This window comes from Herbidospora yilanensis (assembly GCF_001570565.1).
In the GTDB taxonomy this organism is placed as follows: Bacteria; Actinomycetota; Actinomycetes; order Streptosporangiales; family Streptosporangiaceae; genus Herbidospora; species Herbidospora yilanensis.
Genome location: NZ_BBXE01000022.1, coordinates 17,590 through 35,706, shown reverse-complemented (window position 1 = coordinate 35,706; position 18,117 = coordinate 17,590). Strand labels below are relative to the sequence as shown.

The window sequence follows — 18,117 nt, the reverse complement described above, 5'->3', positions numbered from 1 at the left end:
CCCTACTTGTACATCGTCTGGTTCATGGTCCCGGGGGCGTAGACGTCGGGGTCGACCCACACGTTGATCAGCGCGGGCTTGCCCGACTCACGGGCGCGCTCCAGCGCCGGGCGGATGTCGGCGGGGTCGCGGACCTCTTCGCCGTAGCCGCCGAGCATGCGGGCGAACTCGTCGTAGCGGACGTCGCCGAGGGTGTTGCCGACACGGCCGCGGTCTTGCCCGTATTTGGCGGCCTGGCCGTAGCGGATCTGGTTCATCGACGAGTTGTTGCCGATGACGCCGATGAACGGCAGGTCGAAGCGGACCATCGTCTCGAAGTCCCACCCGGTGAGGGAGAAGGCGCCGTCGCCGAACAGGCACAACACCTCCTTGTCGGGCTCGGCGTACTTGGCGGCCATCGCGAAGGCGACGCCGACGCCGAGGGTGCCGAGGGGGCCCGGGTCCATCCAGTGGCCGGGCGACTTGGGCTGCACGACCTGGCCGGAGAAGGTGACGATGTCGCCGCCGTCGCCGATGTAGATGGTGTCTTCGGTGAGGAACTCGTTGATCTCGTGGACCAGCCGGTAGGGGTCGATCGGCGCGGCCGCCGAGAGCTGGCGCGGGAGCCGCTTCTCGAAGGCCTGGGTCTCGACCGCGCGCAGCTCCTCGATCCACTCCTTGCGCTTGGCGGCGCCGTTGTCGACCCGGCCGGAGGCGGCCTGCGCGGCGGCGGCCAGGATGAGCCCCGCGTCGCCGACGATGCCGAGGTCGATGTCGCGGTTCTTGCCGACGGTGCGGTAGTCGAGGTCGATCTGCACGACGTTGGCCGTGCTGGACAGCCGCTTGCCGTAGCCCATGCGGAAGTCGAACGGGGTGCCGACGATGATGATGAGGTCGGCCTCGTTGAACGCGTAGCGGCGCGAGAGCTGGAAGTGGTGGGGGTCGCCGGGCGGGAGGGTGCCCCGGCCGCTGCCGTTCATGTAGGCGGGCACGTTGAGTGCGCGGACGAAGTCGATCGCGGCGTCGGTGCCGCGGGTCGTCCAGACCTGGCTGCCGAGGAGCACGCAGGGCTTCTCCGAGTGGACGAGCAGGTCGGCCAGGCGCTCGATCGCCTCGGGGTCGCCGGCCTGGCGGGTGGAGGCGCGGTAGCGGCCGGCCTGGGGGATTCGGGCCTTGGCCACCGGGACGCTGGCGTCGAGCACGTCGCGCGGGATCTCGAGGAACGACGGGCCGGGCGCGCCGTTGTAGCACTCGCGGAACGCCATCGACACGATGTCGGCCACCCGCTCGGTGGAGGGCACCGTCGCGGCGAACTTGGTGATCGGGGTCATCATGTCGACGTGGGGCAGGTCCTGCAGCGAGCCCATCTTGTGCTGGCTCAGGGCGCCCTGGCCGCCGATGAGCAACATCGGGCTCTCGGCGCGGAAGGCGTTGGCCACGCCCGTCACCGCGTCGGTGGTGCCGGGCCCCGCGGTGACCACGGCGCAACCGGGCTTGCCGGTGATGCGCGCGTAGCCGTCGGCCGCGTGGGCGGCGACCTGCTCGTGGCGCACGTCGATCACGTCGATGCCCTCGTCGACACAGCCGTCGTAGATGTCGATGATGTGGCCGCCGCAGAGGGTGAAGATCACGTCGATCCCCTCCGCCTTGAGCGCCTTAGCGACCAGGTGACCACCGGAGATCTGGTCCGGGGCTGGTTCCGTCATCAGGGCCGTCCTCTCAAAGACGTTTCTGCTTGCGTCTACGCCATACTGCATACCGTATGAGGAACATGGTTACCCCCGGCTTCCGAGGATGTCCATACCTTTCCGGCGGGTTACAAGATTTCGAACCGGTTACCGCAGGGGCAGCGCGAGAAGCTCCACCGGGCCGCCCTCCCAGCCGGGCGGGATCACGGCCAGGGCGTCGGCCATCGCCGCACCTCGCAGCGACCCGGGCTGGTCGTGGCCCACCGGGATCGCGCCGCGCGCCGATCTCCAGACGGGCACCAGGCGGGTGTCGCGCCGATGAGCGCGCACCGGCCCGGCGACGGCGCTGAGCTCGCCTTCGGGCTCGGGCCGCCCGTCAAGGGCACGCAACACCGGCACCAGCAGCGTCATCGCGGCCGCCAGGGCGGCGAAGGGATTGCCGGGCAGCCCGACCACCAGCCGCCCTCCCGGAAGCCGGGCGAGGGCCTGCGGATGGCCGGGCCGCACCGCGACGCCGTCGACCAGGACCGCCGCGCCGAGCCGGCCGAGCACGCCGCGCAGGTGATCGGCCGGCCCCTTCGACGACGCGCCGCAGACCACGACGACGTCGGCCCCTGGTTCCCCGAGGGCGGCCTCCAGCACCCCGGCCCCGTCGGGCAGGTGGCGCGGCGGCAGCGCCTCGCCCCCGGCCGAGGCGATCAGCGGCGGCAGCATCGGCCCCATCGCGTCGCGCACGAGCCCGGCCCCCGGAACCCCCGAGCCCACCACCTCGTCACCGGTGACCAGCACCGACACGACGGGCCGCGGCCGCACCCACAGGGTGTCGTGGCCGAGCCCGGCGGCCAGCCCGAGCACCGCCGGCGTGACCAGTGCCCCGGAGGTCAGCACGACCTCGCCCTCGGAGACGTTCTCCCCCCGCCGCCTGATGTGCCTGCCCGGCTCACACGGCCCGCCGATCACCGGCCCGGCCCGCTCCGTCTTTTCGTACGGCACCACGCAGACCGCCCCCTCGGGCACGGGCGCCCCCGTGGCGATCTCCACGGCCTCGCCCGGACCGAGTTCCCTCGGGAACGGCGCACCCCCGGCGAGCACGCCGCCGACGACCTGCCACGGGCCGGGGCCGCCGACCGCGTAGCCGTCCATCGCCGACAGGTCCGCGCCCGGCAGGGCCACGAGCGCACGCAGCGCGGCGGCGAGCCGGCGGCCGTGGGCGGACGACAGCGGGACCTCCGCCGCGACCAGCGGCAGCGTGGCCGCGGCGGCGAGCCGGCGGGCGTGATCCCAGGGCAGGTCGGCGTGCCCGGCGGCGTGTTCGGGCCGGGTATGCGACAACACGGTCATCGGTCGACCTCCTTGACGACACCGTTGCCATACCGTATACCGAATGCACTGTCGACGCGAGAACGGAGCTAGTGTGAAGGTCGCTGTTCTTGGCGCCGGCGCCATCGGCGCGTATGTGGGGGCCGCCCTGCATCGCGCCGGCGTCGAGGTGCATCTGATAGCCCGCGGGGAGCATCTCGCGGCCATGCGGAAGTCAGGCGTGCGCGTGCTCAGCCCGCGCGGCGACTTCACCGCCCACCCGCACACCACCGACGATCCCCACGAGGTCGGCCCCGTCGACCACGTCTTCCTCGGCCTGAAGGCCAACTCCTACGCCGCGGCCGGTCAGATGATCGCGCCCATGCTCCACGAGTCCACCAGCCTCATCGCCGCCCAGAACGGCATCCCGTGGTGGTATTTCCACCGGCTCGGCGGCCCCTACGACGGCTACCGCATCGAGAGCGTCGACCCTGGCGGCTCGGTGACCGAGGCGCTCCCGCTGGAGCGCGCCATCGGCTGCGTCGTCTACGCCGCCACCGAGATCGAGGCCCCCGGCGTGATCCGCCACCTCGAAGGAACCCGCTTCTCCATCGGCGAGCCCAGCGGGCGGTTGTCGCCCAGGTGCGTCGAGTTCAGCAACGCCATGGTCGCCGGCGACCTCAAATGCCCGGTCGAAGCCGATCTGCGCAAAGACATCTGGGTCAAGCTGATGGGCAACGTCGCGTTCAACCCGATCAGCGCGCTCGCCCGCGCGACGATGGCCGGCATCTGCCGCCACACCGGCGCCCGCGAGCTCGTCAGAACCATGATGGAAGAGACGGTCGCGGTCGCCCAGGCGGTCGGCTGCAACCCCCACATCTCGATCGAGCGGCGGCTCGCCGGGGCCGAGAAGGCCGGCGAGCACAAGACCTCCACGCTCCAGGACCTGGAGAAGGGCAAGCCCCTCGAACTCGACGTGCTGCTGTCGGCGGTGGTCGAACTGGCCGGCCTGACCGAGACCCCGGTGCCCACGCTCCGGGCGATCCATGCCGTCACCGATCTGCTCGACACCCAGACCCGGCTTGTTGGCGCCGCATGAGCGGGCATACCGTAGTCTGCATACAGAATGCGAAAGGGTGAGGTCAATGAAGAGGAAGAAGGCCGAGCACTACGACCGGCTGACCCATCCCCTGGTGCGCGAGAACGGTGTGCTGCGGCGGGCCACGTGGGATGAGGCGCTCGACCGCGCGGCCGAGGGGTTCCGGCGCAACGTGGCGGCCCACGGGCCCAACGCCTTCGCCATGTTGTCGTGCGCCCGGTCGACCAACGAGATGAACTACATCGGCCAGAAGTTCACCCGGGTGGTCATCGGCACCAACAACGTCGACTCGTGCAACCGCACCTGCCACGCCCCGAGCGTGGCGGGCCTGTCGGCCGTCTTCGGCAGCGGCGGCGGCACCTCCTCCTACCAGGAGGTCGAAGACGCCGACGTGATCCTGATGTGGGGTTCGGCGGCCCGCAACGCCCACCCCATCTTCTTCCAGCACGTCCTCAAGGGCATCCGCAAGGGCGCCAGGATGTTCGCCGTCGACCCCCGCCGGACCGGCACCGCCCAGTGGGCCGACCGCTGGCTGGGGCTCAACGTCGGCACCGACATCCCGCTCGCCCACGCCGTGGCCCGCGAGATCATCCACGCCGGTCTCCACAACACGACGTTCATCGAGCGCGCCACCGAGGGTTTCGCCGAATACGCCGCCAGCGTCGAACCGTGGACTCTGTCGGCGGCCGAGCAGGTCACCGGCGTGCCCGCCGAGGCGATCCGCGAGATGGCCCACGCCTACGCCCGCGCCGACCGCGCGCAACTGGTGTGGACGCTCGGCATCACCGAACACCACAACGCCACCGACAACGTGCGCGCCCTCATCAACCTGTCCCTGCTGACCGGCCACGTCGGCCGCTACGGCTCGGGCCTGTCGCCGCTGCGCGGCCAGAACAACGTGCAGGGCGGCGGCGACATGGGCGCCATCCCCAACCGTCTCCCCGGCTTCCAAGACATCCTCGACCCCGCGATCCGGGCCCGCTTCGAGTCGGCCTGGCAGGTGCCCATCCAGCCCCGCTACGGCCTCAACCTGACCGAGATGCTCGAGGCCATGGCCGAGGGCGAGGTCACCACCTGCTATCTGATCGGCGAGAACCCGGTCCAGTCCGAGGCCGACTCGCTGAGCTGCGTCAAGCGGCTCAGCATGCTCGACCACCTGGTCGTCCAAGACATCTTCCTGACCAAGACGGCCCAGATGGCCGACGTGGTGCTGCCCGCCGGGGCGGCCTGGTGCGAGTCCGACGGCACCTTCACCAACAGCGAGCGCCGTGTCCAGCGGGTGCGCGCCGCGCTGGTGCCGCCGGGCGAGGCCCGCGACGACATCTGGATCCTGTGCGAGCTGGCCCGCCGGCTCGGCCACGACTGGAACTACTCCGGCGCCGAAGAGGTCTGGGACGAACTGCGTTCGGTCTCGCCCGCCCACTACGGCATGACCTACGAGCGGCTGGCCGAACACCAGGGCATCCAGTGGCCCTGCCCCTCGACCGAGGAGCTCGAACCCCCGTTCCTCCACGGCCGGCTGTGGGAGACCGACCCCGGCAAACGTGGCAGACCGGCGCCGTTCGCGATCCTGCGCCATTCGCCACCGGTCGACCTGCTCGACGACGAATACCCGTTCCGGCTCACCACCGGCCGCCGCCTCGACTCCTACAACACGGGGGTGCAGAGCTCCGGCTTCGCCTCCCCGCTGCGGCGCGGCGAGAACATCGAGTTGTCCCCGGAAGACGCCGCCACGCTGGGCGTCACCGCGGGCGAAGAGGTCCGCGTCTCCTCACGGCGGGGCACCGTCGTGGCCCCGGTCTACATCGACCCGGCGCTGCGTCCCGGCCTGGTCTTCATGACGATGCACTTCCCCGACGAGGTCGACACCAACGCCCTGACGATCGAGGCGACCTGCCCGATCGCCGGAACGGCGGAGTTCAAGGCCGCGGCGGTGCGCATCGACCGCCTCGTTCCCGCGAAGGCCGGGTGACCGACGCATGGATCTTCGGTTCCGCGACGCCGAACCGACCGCCGAGGAGCGCGCCGCAGTCGACGCGCTCCTCGGGGCGCCCTCGTCCGCCTGGGACGGCGGCGACCGCACCGAGTTCGACCTGCGCTTCGCCACGCAGGCCCCCCGGGTGGCACGCGACCGCCGCGACCTGCTGCTGCCCGCCCTCCACGCGGTCAACGACCGGGTCGGCTGGATCAGCGAGGGCGCGCTCGACTACATCTGCCGCCGTCTGACGATCCCGCCGGCCGAGGCCTATTCGGTGGCGACCTTCTACTCGCTGTTCTCCGTCAAGCCCCGCCAGGCGCGGGTGCTCCACGTCTGCACCGACCTCGCGTGCGCGGCCAAGGGCGCCGATGCGGTCCGCCGCGACGTCGAGGAACGCTTCGGCCCACCCGGGGTCTCCTGGCAGCCCAGCCCGTGCCTGGGCCTGTGCGAACGTGCTCCCGCCGCGTTGGCGATCGAGGCGGGCGATCCCCCGGCGAACGCGGTCTACGGGCCGTGCGCCGTCGGGCAGGAGTGGCCGACCACGACGGAAGAACCTCCGGTCGAGGCCGCGGTGCCACAGACCCGACCGCGCGGGCAGACAGGCCCGGATGCCGTTCCGGGTGAGGGCGGCCGGTCGCCCCGGCCCGACGATCTGGTCCTGCTCAGGCGCATCGGCGTCGTCGACCCCCTGAGCCTCGACGACTACCGGGCGACCGGGGGCTACACCGGCTTACGCCGGGCCTTCGAGCTCGGTCCCAACGGGGTCATCCGCGAGGTCCTGGAGTCCGGGCTCGTCGGGCGGGGCGGCGCGGCCTTCCCCACCGGCCGCAAGTGGGAGGCGACCGCGCGGCAGCTCGACCGGCCCCACTACCTCGTCTGCAACGCCGACGAGAGCGAGCCGGGCACCTTCAAAGACCGGGTCCTGATGGAGGGCGACCCGTTCGCCCTGATCGAGGCCATGACCATCGCGGGTTACGCCAACGGCTGCGCCCTCGGCTACCTCTACATCCGGGGCGAGTACCCGCGCGCGCTCAAACGGCTGGAGAACGCGATATCCGTCGCGCGGTCGCGGGGCCTGCTGGGCGACGACATCCTCGGCCAGGGGTTCTCCTTCGACATCGAGATCCGGCGGGGCGCGGGGGCCTACATCTGCGGCGAGGAAACCGCGATCTTCAACTCGATCGAGGGGTTCCGGGGCGAGCCCCGGACCAAGCCCCCGTTCCCGGTGGAGAAGGGCCTGTTCGGCAAGCCCACGGTCGTCAACAACGTCGAGACCCTCGTCAACGTCCCCCACATTCTTGAGATGGGCGCCGCCGCCTACGCGGCCGTCGGCACGTCGTCGTCGACCGGCACCAAGCTGTTCTGCGTCTCGGGCACGGTCGATCGGCCGGGCATCTACGAGGTTCCGTTCGGCGCCAGCCTGCGCGACCTGCTCGACCTCGCCGGGGGCGCGACCGGCGAGCTCCGGGCGGTCCTGCTCGGCGGTGCGGCCGGGGCGTTCGTGCGGGCCGACGAGCTCGACATCCCGCTGACCTTCGAGGGCACCCGCGCCGCCGGGGCCACGCTCGGCTCCGGGGTCGTGCTGGTGCTGAACGACACGGTCGAGCTGCCCGGCGTGCTGCTGCGCATCGCCGAGTTCTTCCGCGACGAGTCGTGCGGCCAGTGCGTGCCCTGCCGGGTCGGCACGGTCCGCCAGGAGGAGGCCCTCCACCGGCTCTCCAAACGGCGCAGCGAGGGCGATCTGGTGCTCCTGCGGGAGGTGGGCCAGGCCATGCGCGACGCCTCGATCTGCGGCCTGGGCCAGACCGCCTGGAACGCCGTCGAATCGGCCATCGACCGGCTTGGAGTGTTCACGGCTAAGGAGAGCTCATGAGCGTCCCCCTGCGTCCGCCACGGCGGCTCATCGAGATCACCGTCGACGGCGAGGCGATGCGCGTCCCCGAAGGCGACACCCTGCTCGACGCCTGCCAGACGGCCGGCAAGGACATCCCGACCCTCTGCTACGGCGACACCCTCAGCCCGAAGAACGCCTGCCGGGTCTGCGTCGTCGAGGTCGAGGGCGCCCGCACCCTCGCCCCGGCGTGCTCCCGCAAGGCCGAACCCGGCATGGTCGTGAAGACCGATTCCGACCGCGCCCGCCACAGCCGCAAGGTGGTGCTGGAGCTGCTCGGCTCCTCGGTCGACCTGTCGACCACTCCCAACGCCAAGGAGTGGATGGCCGAATACGGGGCCGACCCGGCCCGCTTCGGCGAAGACGCCGCCACGGTCGCCGAGCCCCCGAAGGTCGACAACGACCTCTACGTGCGCGACTACGCCAAGTGCATCCTGTGCTACAAGTGCGTCGACGCGTGCGGCGAGCAGTGGCAGAACTCCTTCGCCATCTCGGTCGCCGGGCGCGGCTTCGACGCCACGATCTCCACCGAGTTCGACGCCCCCCTGACCGACTCGGCGTGCGTGTTCTGCGGCAACTGCGTCGAGGTCTGCCCGACGGGCGCGTTGTCGTTCAAGAACGAGTTCGACATGCGCGAGGCCGGCACCTGGGACGAAGATCGGCAGACCCAGACCACCACGATCTGCAGCTACTGCGGCGTGGGCTGCAACCTGACCCTCCACGTGCAGGACAACACGATCGTGAAGGTCACCTCCCCCCACGACAACCCGGTGACCCACGGCAACCTGTGCATCAAGGGGCGGTTCGGCTTCCAGCACGTCCAGAACGTGGCCTCCGATGGGTAGGGTCACCGTCCAGCGGCGGATCCTGCGGCTCCGGGAGACCGGGCACAACCACCGGGTCGACGTGCTGGCCGCCGAGGAACCGCTGGAGATCCGGCTCAACGGCAAGCCGCTCACCATCACGATGCGCACCCCCGGCGACGACTTCGACCTCGCCGCCGGGTTCCTCGTCAGCGAGGGCGTCATCGGCAAGGCGAGCGACATCGAGGCGATCCGCTACTGCGCGGGGGCCCTGGAGAACGGCCAGAACACCTACAACGTGCTCGACGTGCGGCTCACGACGGGCGTACGGCCGCCGGCCACCTCCCTGGAGCGCAACTTCTACACGACCTCGTCGTGCGGCGTCTGCGGCAAGGCCTCGCTCGACGCGGTCCGGACCGTCGCCCGCTGGGACGTCGCCCCCGACGACGTCACGTTCTCCGAAGAGGTCATCGCCGAGTTGCCCGAAAGGCTGCGTACCGCCCAGAAGGTGTTCGACCGGACCGGCGGCCTGCACGCCGCCGGGCTGTTCACGCCGGCCGGGCGGGCGCTGGCCGTCAGAGAGGACGTCGGCCGTCACAACGCGGTCGACAAGCTCGTCGGGTGGGCGCTGCGCGACGACCGGCTGCCCCTTCGGCAAACGGCGCTCATGGTGTCGGGCAGGGCCTCGTTCGAACTCGTCCAGAAGGCCGTCATGGCGGGCGTTCCGGTGCTGGCCGCGGTGTCGGCGCCGTCAAGCTTGGCGGTGGAACTGGCCGCCGAATCCGGGTTGACCCTGCTCGGGTTCGTGCGTGGCCGGTCCATGAACGTCTACTCCGGAGAGGAGCGGATCAGCACGTCATCGTGATACCGCCGCCCGAGGTCAGGGGCATGGCCGGTGGCGTCTTCACGATGGCGGACGGGATGCCGGTCGGTGACACTTCGCCCCCTCACCACCGGCATCCCGAATGCCACATTTCGCCCTGTACGTGAACTTTAAAATCTCTTAGCCGTCTTCGTCCTCACCTAAGGGGATCACTCTCCGTGTCAATGACATGACTTATCGGAGGGGCACCAGAGATGAGAGCCGCGGCGACTGTCGGATTGATCGTGCTGGCCGGGTGTGTGGCATGTGGCGCCAACCAAGGCCAGAAGCCCGCTACGGCGGTCGAGGTCAAACCGGCGGCCATCAAGCCGGTGAGCGCGGCCAACGCGAAGGCGGTCAAGGCCAACGAACTGGGTCAGATCCCGGTCCTGATGTACCACCGCATCATCGAGAACCCGACCACCCAGGACGACCGCACGCCCAAGCAGTTCCGCACCGAGCTCGAACGGCTGGCCAAGGAAGGCTACGTGCCGATCACCGCCGCCGAGTACGTGACCGGGAAGATCGACATTCCGGCCGGGAAGCACCCGGTCGTGCTGACCTTCGACGACTCGTCGCCGTCGCAGGTCACCCTTGACGGGACCGGCACCCCGGCCAAGGACACGGCGGTGGCGATCCTGCTGGAGGCGGGTGCGAAGTACCCGGGCTTCCGCCCGGTGGCCACCTTCTACGTGACGCGCGACATGTTCGGCAAGAGCAGCCCGGCCGAGCAGGCGCAGATCGTCGCCTGGCTGAAGCAGCACGGCATGGAACTCGGCAACCACACGAAAGACCACACCAACCTGATGGGCAAGCCCAAGCAGGTCGTGCTCGACGAGGTCACCGCCGGGCACAAGCTGATCACCGACCTCAACGGCGGCGAGGTCGTCACCTTCGCCCTCCCCTACGGCAACCAGCCGAAGACCAAGGAGTGGGCGCTCAAGGGCTCCGACAAGGGGGTGAAGTACAACTACTCCGGCGTGTTCCTGGCGGGCTACATGCCGGCCCAGTCGCCGTTCAGCGGAGCGTTCGACCCGCTGGGCATCCCGCGCATCCGGTCGATGGACAAGAAGGGCGACTGCGCGAAGTTCTGCTCGACGGGGTGGCTCGACTGGCTGAAGGAGAACCCGGGCGAGCGCTACACCAGTGACGGCGACGCGCGCACGGTCGCGTTCCCGAAGTTCCAGGAGACGATGCTGGCCCCGAGCGCCAAGACAAAGGCACTCGCCTATTAAAAGATCATCTTTCCATCAAGATCGCCTAAGTCCGGTCTGTCCGGGGATCATCGTGGGAATTTCGCCCCCATGCGGACATATATGGTCGTCGGCCTCGGATTCGGGCTGGCGCTGATCACCGGGTCGGCGGCCTTCGCCGACTCGGCGGATAGAAAGCACGGCAACCAGGCCGTGAAAGACCGGCACCACAAGCACGTACAGGAGAACAAGCAGCACGGGCGCCCGACCGTGAACCGTGACCACACACGGGACCGGCGCCCGGTTGCCACCCGCGCCAGCATCCAGCGGCGCGCCGCCATGGGCACGGCCCACCAGCGCGCGGCCTACGCCGCACTCCAGCGGCACGCGGCCCGGGACACCGCCGCCGGGCGCGCGGTCGCCCACCCGGCCGACCAGCACGCCGCTCCCGCGGCGGCACAACGGCGCGCGGCCAACGGCGGGGCGCAACGCCGTGTGGCCCCGAGCACGACGGCCCGGCGCACGGTCACCGGCACGACCGTCCAGCGCGCGGCCTACAACACCACGAACGCACGCACGGTCCTCGGCCACCGCCACTCCGAGGCGAATCACCGGCGCTCGATGACGCCCCGCAGACACCCTGACGGCCGGGACGGCCGCCAGCACATGCGGTTCCACTACACCGACCGCCCGGACGCGCACGACCGACACCATGACGGGCATCCGCGACATCACGACGTCCACGGCGACCGCGCGAACGCACACGGCCGACACCATGACATGCGCGGCGGCCGCCACGACGCGCACGGCCGGCACCACGACATGGACGACAGACGTCATGAGGTGGACACCCGCCACCACAGCACGCACGGCCGGCATCACGACGCGCACGGTCGGCATCACGAGCACCCGAACGCGCACCATGCCCACGCCGCCGCCCACCCCGCCGCCCACAACGGCACGCACCACGCCCACCAGGTCGGCCACCAGCGGCACGAACGTCAACGGCCCCGCCGTCCCGAGGTCATGAAGTTCGGCGACAAGAGCTACCAGATCCGCGCGATGAAGCAGCGCCTGCGCGAGCTCGGCTTCGACTCCGGCGTCGACGACGGCCGTTACGGCGAGACGACCCGTTACGCCGTCTGGGCCTTCCAGAAGGTCAACGGCCTGCGCATGACCAACCGCATCGACCGGGACACCTTGTGGGCGCTCCGCCACCCGCGTCGGGTCAAGCCGCTGGTCCGGCCCAGGGCCACCGACCGGGTCGAGATCGACGTACGGCGTCAGCTTCTCACCGTCTGGCGGGACGGCAAGCCCGATCTGACGACCCACATCTCGACGGGCGCGAACCGGTCGTACTGCGACAACGGTCACTGTGGCTTCGCCCGCACCCCTGCCGGCGACTTCCGGGCGGGGACGCGGGCGCCGGGCTGGACGACGAGTCCGCTCGGCACGATGTTCAACTCGATCTACTTCAACGGCGGCATCGCCATGCACGGATCCTCGGAGGTACCGAAATATCCGGCCTCACACGGATGCATCCGGATTCCGATCCACACCTCAAAGATCATCTACGCCATGGTCAACTCCGGCGAACCGGTCTACGTCCGTGGCGCGCAGAGCAAGTACACCTAAGCCGGTCAGTTCTGATAGGGATCGTGCTCAGCGAGGAGCCGGTCGAGTCTCGCCTGGTCGACCCGGGCCACCACGGCCGACTCCTCCTGCCGGTCGCGGATCACCTTGGCCAGCGTGAACGACGCGGTCACCAGATAGAAGACGCCGACGGCGAAGAACGACCTGATCCAGGGATCGACGGGCAGGTAGGCGACCCCCAGTGTGAGGGCGCCGAGCGCCAGCCCGAACGAGATGACGGACTGCGCGAAATAGGCGGATGTGGTCTTGTTTGGCACGGGCTTGTTCATGGGGCAATGCTGGAGGCCCAGCCTGGGGCCCGACCTGAGCCCCGCAGCCCAAGTTACCGGTGAGTAGCACATGAGTATCCGAGCCGAACTCCGCGCGTACGCCCTCACCCTGCCCGAGGCGTTCGAGGACTTCCCCTGGGACGACGACGCCGTCGTCAAAGTGAACAAGAAGATCTTCCTGTTCCTCGGTTCCCCTGATCGGGGCACGGGCTTCGGCATGAAGCTGGTCGTCGCCCACGGACACGCGCTGAGCGTGCCGGGCGCCATCCCGAGCCGCTACGGCCTGGGCCGGCATGGCTGGGTGACCGTCCCCTACGAGGGCGATCTGCCCGAGATCGACGTGCTCCAGGACTGGGTCGAGGAGAGCTACCGGCTCGTCGCGCCGAAACGGCTCGGCAAGTTGCTCTGACCCAGATGACAACCTAATGTTGTCGATATGGAGCCATCAGAGTTACTCGCCCGCGCACGCAAACGCGCGGCCAACCCCTCTGACCCGCTGGACACCCTGGCCGCAGCCAACGAGCTGAGCCAGGAGATGACCCGCGACGCCGACGCCCTGATCGATCTGGCGGTCCGCGACGCCCGCGCCGCGGGCACCTCCTGGACGGCCATCGGCGACCGCCTCGGCGTGTCGAAGCAGGCCGCCCGTAAGCGCTTCACCCGCAACTTCACCCACCCGTTCTCGGCCCGCAAGACGCGGCGCGCGGCGGCCTGCTCGTTCTGCCGCAAGCCGCCGAACCCACACCTGCACATGGTCTACGGCGAGGGCGGCCGGATCTGCGCCGAATGCGTCGCCTTGGCCGCCGAGATCGTCGCCGACAAGGCCAAGACGCGTTAGGTGACCGTCACCCGGCGCTGATAACGCTCGTCCCGCCAGATGCCCTTGCCGATGATCTCGGCGAGGGTGTCGGCGGCGTCGTACACGTCGACGTAGCGCAGGTAGAGCGGGGTGAACCCGAACCGCATGATGTCGGGGGCGCGGAAGTCGCCGTGCACCCCGTGGTCGAGCAGAGCCCGCATGATCGGGTAGCCGTGCTCGTGCCGGAAGCTGATCTGGCTGCCGCGGGCGACCGGGTCGCGCGGGGTGGCCAGGTCGAGCCCGAGCGGCTCGGTCAACGCGATGAACAGTTCGGTCAGCGCCACGCTCTTGGCCCGCACCGACCTGATGTCGACCTTCTCCCACAGTTCCAGCGAGGCGCCGAGCGCGCTCATCGACAGGATCGGCGGGGTGCCGGCGCCGAAGCGGCGAACGCCGTCGGCGGGCCGGTAGTCGGCCTCGAAGGCGAAGGGCGCGGCGTGCCCGTGCCAGCCGCGCAGCACCGGCTCGGCCTCCGCCAGGTGCGCGGGCGCGCAGTAGAGATAGGCCGGCGCTCCGGGCCCGCCGTTCAGATATTTGTACGTGCACCCGACCGCGAAGTCGGCCGCGCCCACCTCCACGGGCAGCGCCCCGGCGCTGTGGCAGAGGTCCCAGATCACCAGCGCCCCGGCGGCGTGCGCCGACGCGGTGTCGGCGGCCAGGTCGCGCAGCGCGCCGGTCCGGTAGTCGACGTGGGACAGCAGCACCACGGCCACGTCGTCGTCGAGGCGGTCGGCGAGCGAATCGTCGGGACCGAAATCTCGCACGTTCAGGTCGAAGCCCGCCGCGAGCCCCTGGACGGCGTACCGATCGGTCGGAAAGCCCTCCGACTCGACGACGACAGTGCGGCGGCCCGGACGCAGCCGGACGGCCGCCGACATCACTTTGAAGATCGAGACGGAGGTCGACTCTCCGGTGAGCACCGTGCCGGGCCCGGCGCCGATCAGGTTCCCGATCCGGTCGCCGATCACCTCGGGCAGGTCCCACCATCCGGCGGTGTTCCAGCTCTGCCCCAGGTCACGACCCCATTCGGTGGTGACCGTGTGGGAGACGGCCTCGATCGTGCGCCGCGGCAACGCGCCGAGCGAGTTGCCGAGCATGTAGACCACGTTCTCCGGCAGGACGAACTCCGCACGGAAACCGCGAAGGGGGTCGGCGGAGTCGAGCGCGGCACAGCCGGCGCGGGTGATGCTCATGCCAGACATCATCTCCAGAAATATCCTGACTCGGCAGCCCAATGCGTCACCAAGGGTCGGCTTCCCAATGGGCCACCTTCTGGTGACCGTTTACGGCTAAGTTCTTTGTCGCATTTAGACCTGACCGCAAATGCCATGGGGTGTCCGGAACAACGGGCCCGATGGATGCCAAAAAGGACACAGTCATGTTGCTGGCGTGGGATCTATGGGGACATGTCGTCATCGCCACCCTCTTGACCATTCCCGCCGGATGGGGTGTCGCCCACCTGCTCACTCGGCTCCGGGAGCGTTCCAACCACCCGGAACCTGCGCGGACGGCGTACGCGGACGTCTTCATCGTGATCGGCACGGCGCCCTGGCTCTGGATGATCCTCACTCCCGGTGACCCGTCGGCTCCTGACCGGGCGGTCGGTCTGGTCCCGTTTCACGATCTTGCACAGGTTGTGACGGGACCGGCCGGGACGGCGTTCGTGCAGGTCGGAGGCAACCTGCTGGTGTTCGCCGCACTGGGCGCGCTTTTGCCCCTCAGGTCTCAAAAGTTGGCTCGTTTGAAGATCGTCGCGGCCGTCGCGGCGGCCGGATCTCTTACCGTCGAGTTACTTCAATACGGCCTGGAGCTCCACCGTGTGTCGTCAGTCGATGACATCCTGCTGAACACGACAGGTGCGGTCCTGGCTGCGGTCATGACGCAGCGTTGGTGGGCCGGGTGAATAGCGGCTAGGACCGTTCCAGGGTAATGGGCTGCACTAACCGCTGAAGATCGCCACAGGGGCACGATCCGCTCAAATTAGGCTCGGGACCAACCATTCTCTCTGTGCGATCGTGGACAAGACGGGGCAAGTTCTCTGGAGACGCTAACCCCCCGTTGGTGACAGAGGGTGATCAAACGTGACCGAGTCCCCGGTGCATCACGAGCCCCCCATTTACCGGCGTATCGCCGACAGGCTGCGCACGCAGATCCTGTCCGGTGAACTCCGCGATGGGGAGCGGCTACCGGGCGAAAACGCCCTCATGACCGAGTACGGCATCGCCCGCGCCACCGCACGGCAGGCGCTGGCCGTACTCATCAATGAGGGCCTGGCTGTTCCGCGGCGAGGTTCGGGGGTATACGTGAGGCTGTTTCGACCCATCAGGCGACATGGGTCACGCCGTCTGTCCCGTGAACAGTGGGGGCAGGGGCGGGCGATCTGGGATTCCGACACCCGGGGTCGTGCTTACACCGTCGACGAGGTCCACATCGAACGGTTGCCGGCGAGCGAGGACATCGGGCGCGTCCTCGACGTCGACGAGGTCTGGATCCGCCGACGGCGCTACAACGTCGACGGCAGGCCCGTGCAACTGGCCGTCTCCCACTTCCCCGCCGACCTGGTGGAGGGGACCGCCATCACCCTGCCCGACACCGGTCCCGGCGGCGTCTACGCCCGGCTGGGCGACCTCGGATATCTTCCGGCCCACTTCACCGAGGAGTTACGCGCACGCATGCCCCAGCCGCAGGAGGCCGAGCTCCTGCATCTGCCACCGGGGAACCCGATCATCGTCGTCGTGCGCACGGCGTACACCTCGGGAGGCATACCGGTTGAGCTGAACGAGATGACACTCGACGCCGCGTCGTATGTACTCCAGTACGACTTCGATGCGTAGTTCAAGTTGAAAAATCGGACGATAGGTGGACCTGTCCTCCCAGGATCTTGTCTTCTCTAGAGATGTCCCGCACCTTGATAGGGAGACGTCAAGGAGATCGGGGTACACCCGGGGCGGCTCGGCGAGGGAAAGGTGGGCAGATGTCCTTTGACCGGCATCTTGCCGAAATTGCCCGCGAGTATCCGGAATGGACTATCTGGCGGAGCGATGCGGGACGGTGGTGGGCAACCCGCCACCATCCCCTCAGTTCCGCCCAGCGGGAGGCCGGCTGCGCGATGACCATCGACGCGGACGAGCCGGAAGGATTACGCCAGTTGTTACGCGATCAGGAGGAACGTGCCAACACGGCGGATCCTTGACGTGTCTGTCGGACAGATTCCCACCGCAAGCGCGGAAGCCTCCGACCCTATCGGGGGCGGAGGCTTCCGCTTTCTCGTACACAAATTAACCACAGACCCCCGTGGGGGCGCTTTCCACTGGTGCCAGCCAACGAAGAGGCGCTCTCACGGGGCACCACACCGGCCGCCGACGACGCCGGCCGGAGTCGAACAGCGGGTACGACCGGCAGCCGTCCCCGCTCACGATCGGCGATGGGCCCGCCGCCACCCCATTGGCGGGCCCATCTCCACCGCTCACGCGCCGCGGGCATCCATCGGAGGCAGCCCGCGTCGCAGGTCAACCGGCGCGGCCTCGACGGCCGGGTCGTGATCGACGATCACGTGCTCGTCTTCGGAGTCATCCTCCTCGGCGGCCTGATCGGCCAGCACGGCGGGACCGGCGGCGGCCGGGGAAGGCGCGGCTGCCGGCTGCGCGGCCGACGCCGGAACCTCGTCCTCTTCCACCCGCTCGACCGGGAGCTCCTCGTCGATCGACGGAGCCGGCGGCAGCACCGACGCCTCGTCGATCAGCGCACCGGCGGCCTGCTCCCGGTGCAGCAGGTCACCCAGCACGGCGCCGATCTCGTTCAGCCGGCGCATCACCTCGGTGTGGGTGTCGGTCAGATAGACCACACGCCGACCGGTGTGCTCGTCAAGGTAACCCGCACGCTGCTTGGCCGAAGTCAAGGTCTGCTCCGACACCGCGTTCGCCTCGGCCACCAGCTTCTCGGCCTCCAGCGTCGCGGCGGTCACCCGCCGGTCGGCCTCGGCCCGCGCGTCCCGCAACGTCTCCTCGGCCTCGGCGTTGGCCGTCGCCACCTTCTCCTCCGCCTCGGCCCCGGCCTGCGCCAGCAGCCGCTCGGCCGACGCCGTCGCGTCGTGGATGCGCCGCTCGGCCTCCTCCTGCGCCGCCGACCTGATCGAGTCGGCCTGCTCCCGCGCCGTCGACACCACACGGTCGGCCTCGGTCGCCGCCTGGTCGCGCATCTGCGAGGCCGCGCTCTCCGAGGCCTCCTTGTTCGCACGCGCCTCTTCGTGGGCCAGCTTGAGAATCTGGCTCAGTCGCTCGCCCAGCTCGTCGGGGCTCTGCGGAGCCTCGGTCAGCTTCCGGCGGGCCTCGGCGAGCTCCAGCCGGCTCTGCTCGGCTTGGTCGATGGTACGTGCCAGACGCTCCTCAAGATCACGAATCTGGTTCCGGGTGCGGATCATGTAGTCATGCACCTGACGGCGGCTGTATCCACGCATGACGACTTCGAACGAGTCGTCGCTCATGAGGTCGGGGAAACTGTCAGTCTGGTTCGTCATGAAGAGCCTTGGGGGAGATGGCGGGAAG

At 69.5% G+C, this 18,117-nt stretch carries 17 protein-coding genes; 12 read left to right on the top strand and 5 right to left on the bottom strand.

What is annotated here, in order from left to right; translation table 11 throughout:
• Positions 1–2: 2 nt before the first annotated feature.
• Entirely contained in the window at positions 3–1,685 is a 1,683-nt protein-coding gene (locus AW273_RS16505; protein WP_062349213.1) for a thiamine pyrophosphate-binding protein, read from the bottom strand.
• 129 nt (positions 1,686–1,814) lie between these two features.
• Positions 1,815–3,008, bottom strand: coding sequence for a molybdopterin molybdotransferase MoeA (locus tag AW273_RS16500; RefSeq protein WP_062349212.1), 1,194 nt, complete (start codon positions 3,006–3,008; stop codon positions 1,815–1,817).
• Positions 3,009–3,081: 73 nt separating this feature from the next.
• On the opposite strand from AW273_RS16500, the gene AW273_RS16495 reads away from it, so the two are divergent.
• The 7 genes from AW273_RS16495 (at position 3,082) to AW273_RS36285 (ending at position 12,427) form a co-directional block, all read left to right on the top strand.
• Complete coding sequence (locus AW273_RS16495; protein ID WP_062349211.1) at positions 3,082–4,065, top strand: 2-dehydropantoate 2-reductase; 984 nt, start codon at positions 3,082–3,084, stop codon at positions 4,063–4,065.
• Between the two features lie 46 nt (positions 4,066–4,111).
• A complete protein-coding gene (locus AW273_RS16490; RefSeq protein WP_062349210.1) occupies positions 4,112–6,037 on the top strand; it encodes a molybdopterin oxidoreductase family protein in 1,926 nt (641 codons plus the stop codon).
• 7 nt (positions 6,038–6,044) lie between these two features.
• Positions 6,045–7,916: an NAD(P)H-dependent oxidoreductase subunit E gene (locus tag AW273_RS16485; protein ID WP_062349209.1), complete on the top strand. Its 1,872-nt coding sequence runs from the start codon at positions 6,045–6,047 to the stop codon at positions 7,914–7,916.
• Positions 7,913–8,779 carry a 2Fe-2S iron-sulfur cluster-binding protein gene (locus AW273_RS16480; protein WP_062349208.1) on the top strand — a complete coding sequence of 289 codons (867 nt, stop codon included), beginning with the start codon at positions 7,913–7,915 and terminating at the stop codon, positions 8,777–8,779. Before AW273_RS16485 ends, AW273_RS16480 begins: the two co-directional genes overlap by 4 nt.
• Positions 8,772–9,602, top strand: a complete 831-nt coding sequence (gene fdhD / locus AW273_RS16475) for a formate dehydrogenase accessory sulfurtransferase FdhD (protein WP_062349207.1) — start codon at positions 8,772–8,774, stop codon at positions 9,600–9,602. Before AW273_RS16480 ends, fdhD begins: the two co-directional genes overlap by 8 nt.
• Before the next feature lie 212 nt (positions 9,603–9,814).
• Complete coding sequence (locus tag AW273_RS16470) at positions 9,815–10,834, top strand: polysaccharide deacetylase family protein (RefSeq protein WP_062349206.1); 1,020 nt, start codon at positions 9,815–9,817, stop codon at positions 10,832–10,834.
• A 69-nt stretch (positions 10,835–10,903) separates the two neighbouring features.
• The gene (locus AW273_RS36285; RefSeq protein ID WP_157555851.1) at positions 10,904–12,427 is read left to right on the top strand and encodes a L,D-transpeptidase family protein; all 1,524 of its coding nucleotides are present in this window, start codon (positions 10,904–10,906) and stop codon (positions 12,425–12,427) included.
• A 5-nt stretch (positions 12,428–12,432) separates the two neighbouring features.
• On the opposite strand, the gene AW273_RS16460 is transcribed toward AW273_RS36285, so the two are convergent.
• Positions 12,433–12,714, bottom strand: a complete 282-nt coding sequence (locus AW273_RS16460; protein ID WP_062349204.1) for a YiaA/YiaB family inner membrane protein — start codon at positions 12,712–12,714, stop codon at positions 12,433–12,435.
• 70 nt (positions 12,715–12,784) lie between these two features.
• On the opposite strand from AW273_RS16460, the gene AW273_RS16455 reads away from it, so the two are divergent.
• Together AW273_RS16455 and AW273_RS16450 are read left to right on the top strand one after the other, a co-directional pair.
• Positions 12,785–13,123 carry an MmcQ/YjbR family DNA-binding protein gene (locus AW273_RS16455; protein WP_062349203.1) on the top strand — a complete coding sequence of 113 codons (339 nt, stop codon included), beginning with the start codon at positions 12,785–12,787 and terminating at the stop codon, positions 13,121–13,123.
• A gap of 27 nt (positions 13,124–13,150) precedes the next feature.
• Positions 13,151–13,552, top strand: a complete 402-nt coding sequence (locus AW273_RS16450; protein WP_030454867.1) for a ClpX C4-type zinc finger protein — start codon at positions 13,151–13,153, stop codon at positions 13,550–13,552.
• Here the strand turns inward: AW273_RS16450 and kynU are convergent.
• Complete coding sequence (kynU, locus tag AW273_RS16445) at positions 13,549–14,766, bottom strand: kynureninase (protein WP_062349202.1); 1,218 nt, start codon at positions 14,764–14,766, stop codon at positions 13,549–13,551. The genes AW273_RS16450 and kynU overlap by 4 nt on opposite strands.
• Before the next feature lie 161 nt (positions 14,767–14,927).
• On the opposite strand from kynU, the gene AW273_RS16440 reads away from it, so the two are divergent.
• The 3 genes from AW273_RS16440 to AW273_RS36280 all read left to right on the top strand — a co-directional run bounded on the left by AW273_RS16440 (position 14,928) and on the right by AW273_RS36280 (position 16,766).
• Positions 14,928–15,476 (top strand): VanZ family protein, encoded by a 549-nt coding sequence (locus tag AW273_RS16440; protein ID WP_198168181.1) that lies wholly within the window; start codon positions 14,928–14,930, stop codon positions 15,474–15,476.
• A gap of 178 nt (positions 15,477–15,654) precedes the next feature.
• Complete coding sequence (locus AW273_RS16435) at positions 15,655–16,407, top strand: GntR family transcriptional regulator (protein ID WP_030454864.1); 753 nt, start codon at positions 15,655–15,657, stop codon at positions 16,405–16,407.
• 140 nt (positions 16,408–16,547) lie between these two features.
• The gene (locus AW273_RS36280; protein WP_083949814.1) at positions 16,548–16,766 is read left to right on the top strand and encodes a hypothetical protein; all 219 of its coding nucleotides are present in this window, start codon (positions 16,548–16,550) and stop codon (positions 16,764–16,766) included.
• Between the two features lie 273 nt (positions 16,767–17,039).
• Here the strand turns inward: AW273_RS36280 and AW273_RS16430 are convergent, their stop codons facing one another.
• A complete protein-coding gene (locus tag AW273_RS16430; protein WP_198168180.1) occupies positions 17,040–18,089 on the bottom strand; it encodes a coiled-coil domain-containing protein in 1,050 nt (349 codons plus the stop codon).
• Positions 18,090–18,117 lie beyond the last annotated feature (28 nt).

Coding starts and splice junctions, on each gene's coding strand:
- AW273_RS16480 (WP_062349208.1), top strand. CDS start 7,913: ATGAGCGTCCCCCTGCGTCCGCCACGGCGGCTCATCGAGATCACCGTC.
- AW273_RS16460 (WP_062349204.1), bottom strand. CDS start 12,714: ATGAACAAGCCCGTGCCAAACAAGACCACATCCGCCTATTTCGCGCAG.
- fdhD (WP_062349207.1), top strand. CDS start 8,772: ATGGGTAGGGTCACCGTCCAGCGGCGGATCCTGCGGCTCCGGGAGACC.
- AW273_RS36280 (WP_083949814.1), top strand. CDS start 16,548: ATGTCCTTTGACCGGCATCTTGCCGAAATTGCCCGCGAGTATCCGGAA.
- AW273_RS16455 (WP_062349203.1), top strand. CDS start 12,785: ATGAGTATCCGAGCCGAACTCCGCGCGTACGCCCTCACCCTGCCCGAG.
- AW273_RS16485 (WP_062349209.1), top strand. CDS start 6,045: ATGGATCTTCGGTTCCGCGACGCCGAACCGACCGCCGAGGAGCGCGCC.
- AW273_RS16505 (WP_062349213.1), bottom strand. CDS start 1,685: ATGACGGAACCAGCCCCGGACCAGATCTCCGGTGGTCACCTGGTCGCT.
- AW273_RS16500 (WP_062349212.1), bottom strand. CDS start 3,008: ATGACCGTGTTGTCGCATACCCGGCCCGAACACGCCGCCGGGCACGCC.
- AW273_RS16450 (WP_030454867.1), top strand. CDS start 13,151: ATGGAGCCATCAGAGTTACTCGCCCGCGCACGCAAACGCGCGGCCAAC.
- AW273_RS16440 (WP_198168181.1), top strand. CDS start 14,928: ATGGATGCCAAAAAGGACACAGTCATGTTGCTGGCGTGGGATCTATGG.
- AW273_RS16430 (WP_198168180.1), bottom strand. CDS start 18,089: ATGACGAACCAGACTGACAGTTTCCCCGACCTCATGAGCGACGACTCG.
- AW273_RS16470 (WP_062349206.1), top strand. CDS start 9,815: ATGAGAGCCGCGGCGACTGTCGGATTGATCGTGCTGGCCGGGTGTGTG.
- AW273_RS36285 (WP_157555851.1), top strand. CDS start 10,904: ATGCGGACATATATGGTCGTCGGCCTCGGATTCGGGCTGGCGCTGATC.
- AW273_RS16490 (WP_062349210.1), top strand. CDS start 4,112: ATGAAGAGGAAGAAGGCCGAGCACTACGACCGGCTGACCCATCCCCTG.
- kynU (WP_062349202.1), bottom strand. CDS start 14,766: ATGAGCATCACCCGCGCCGGCTGTGCCGCGCTCGACTCCGCCGACCCC.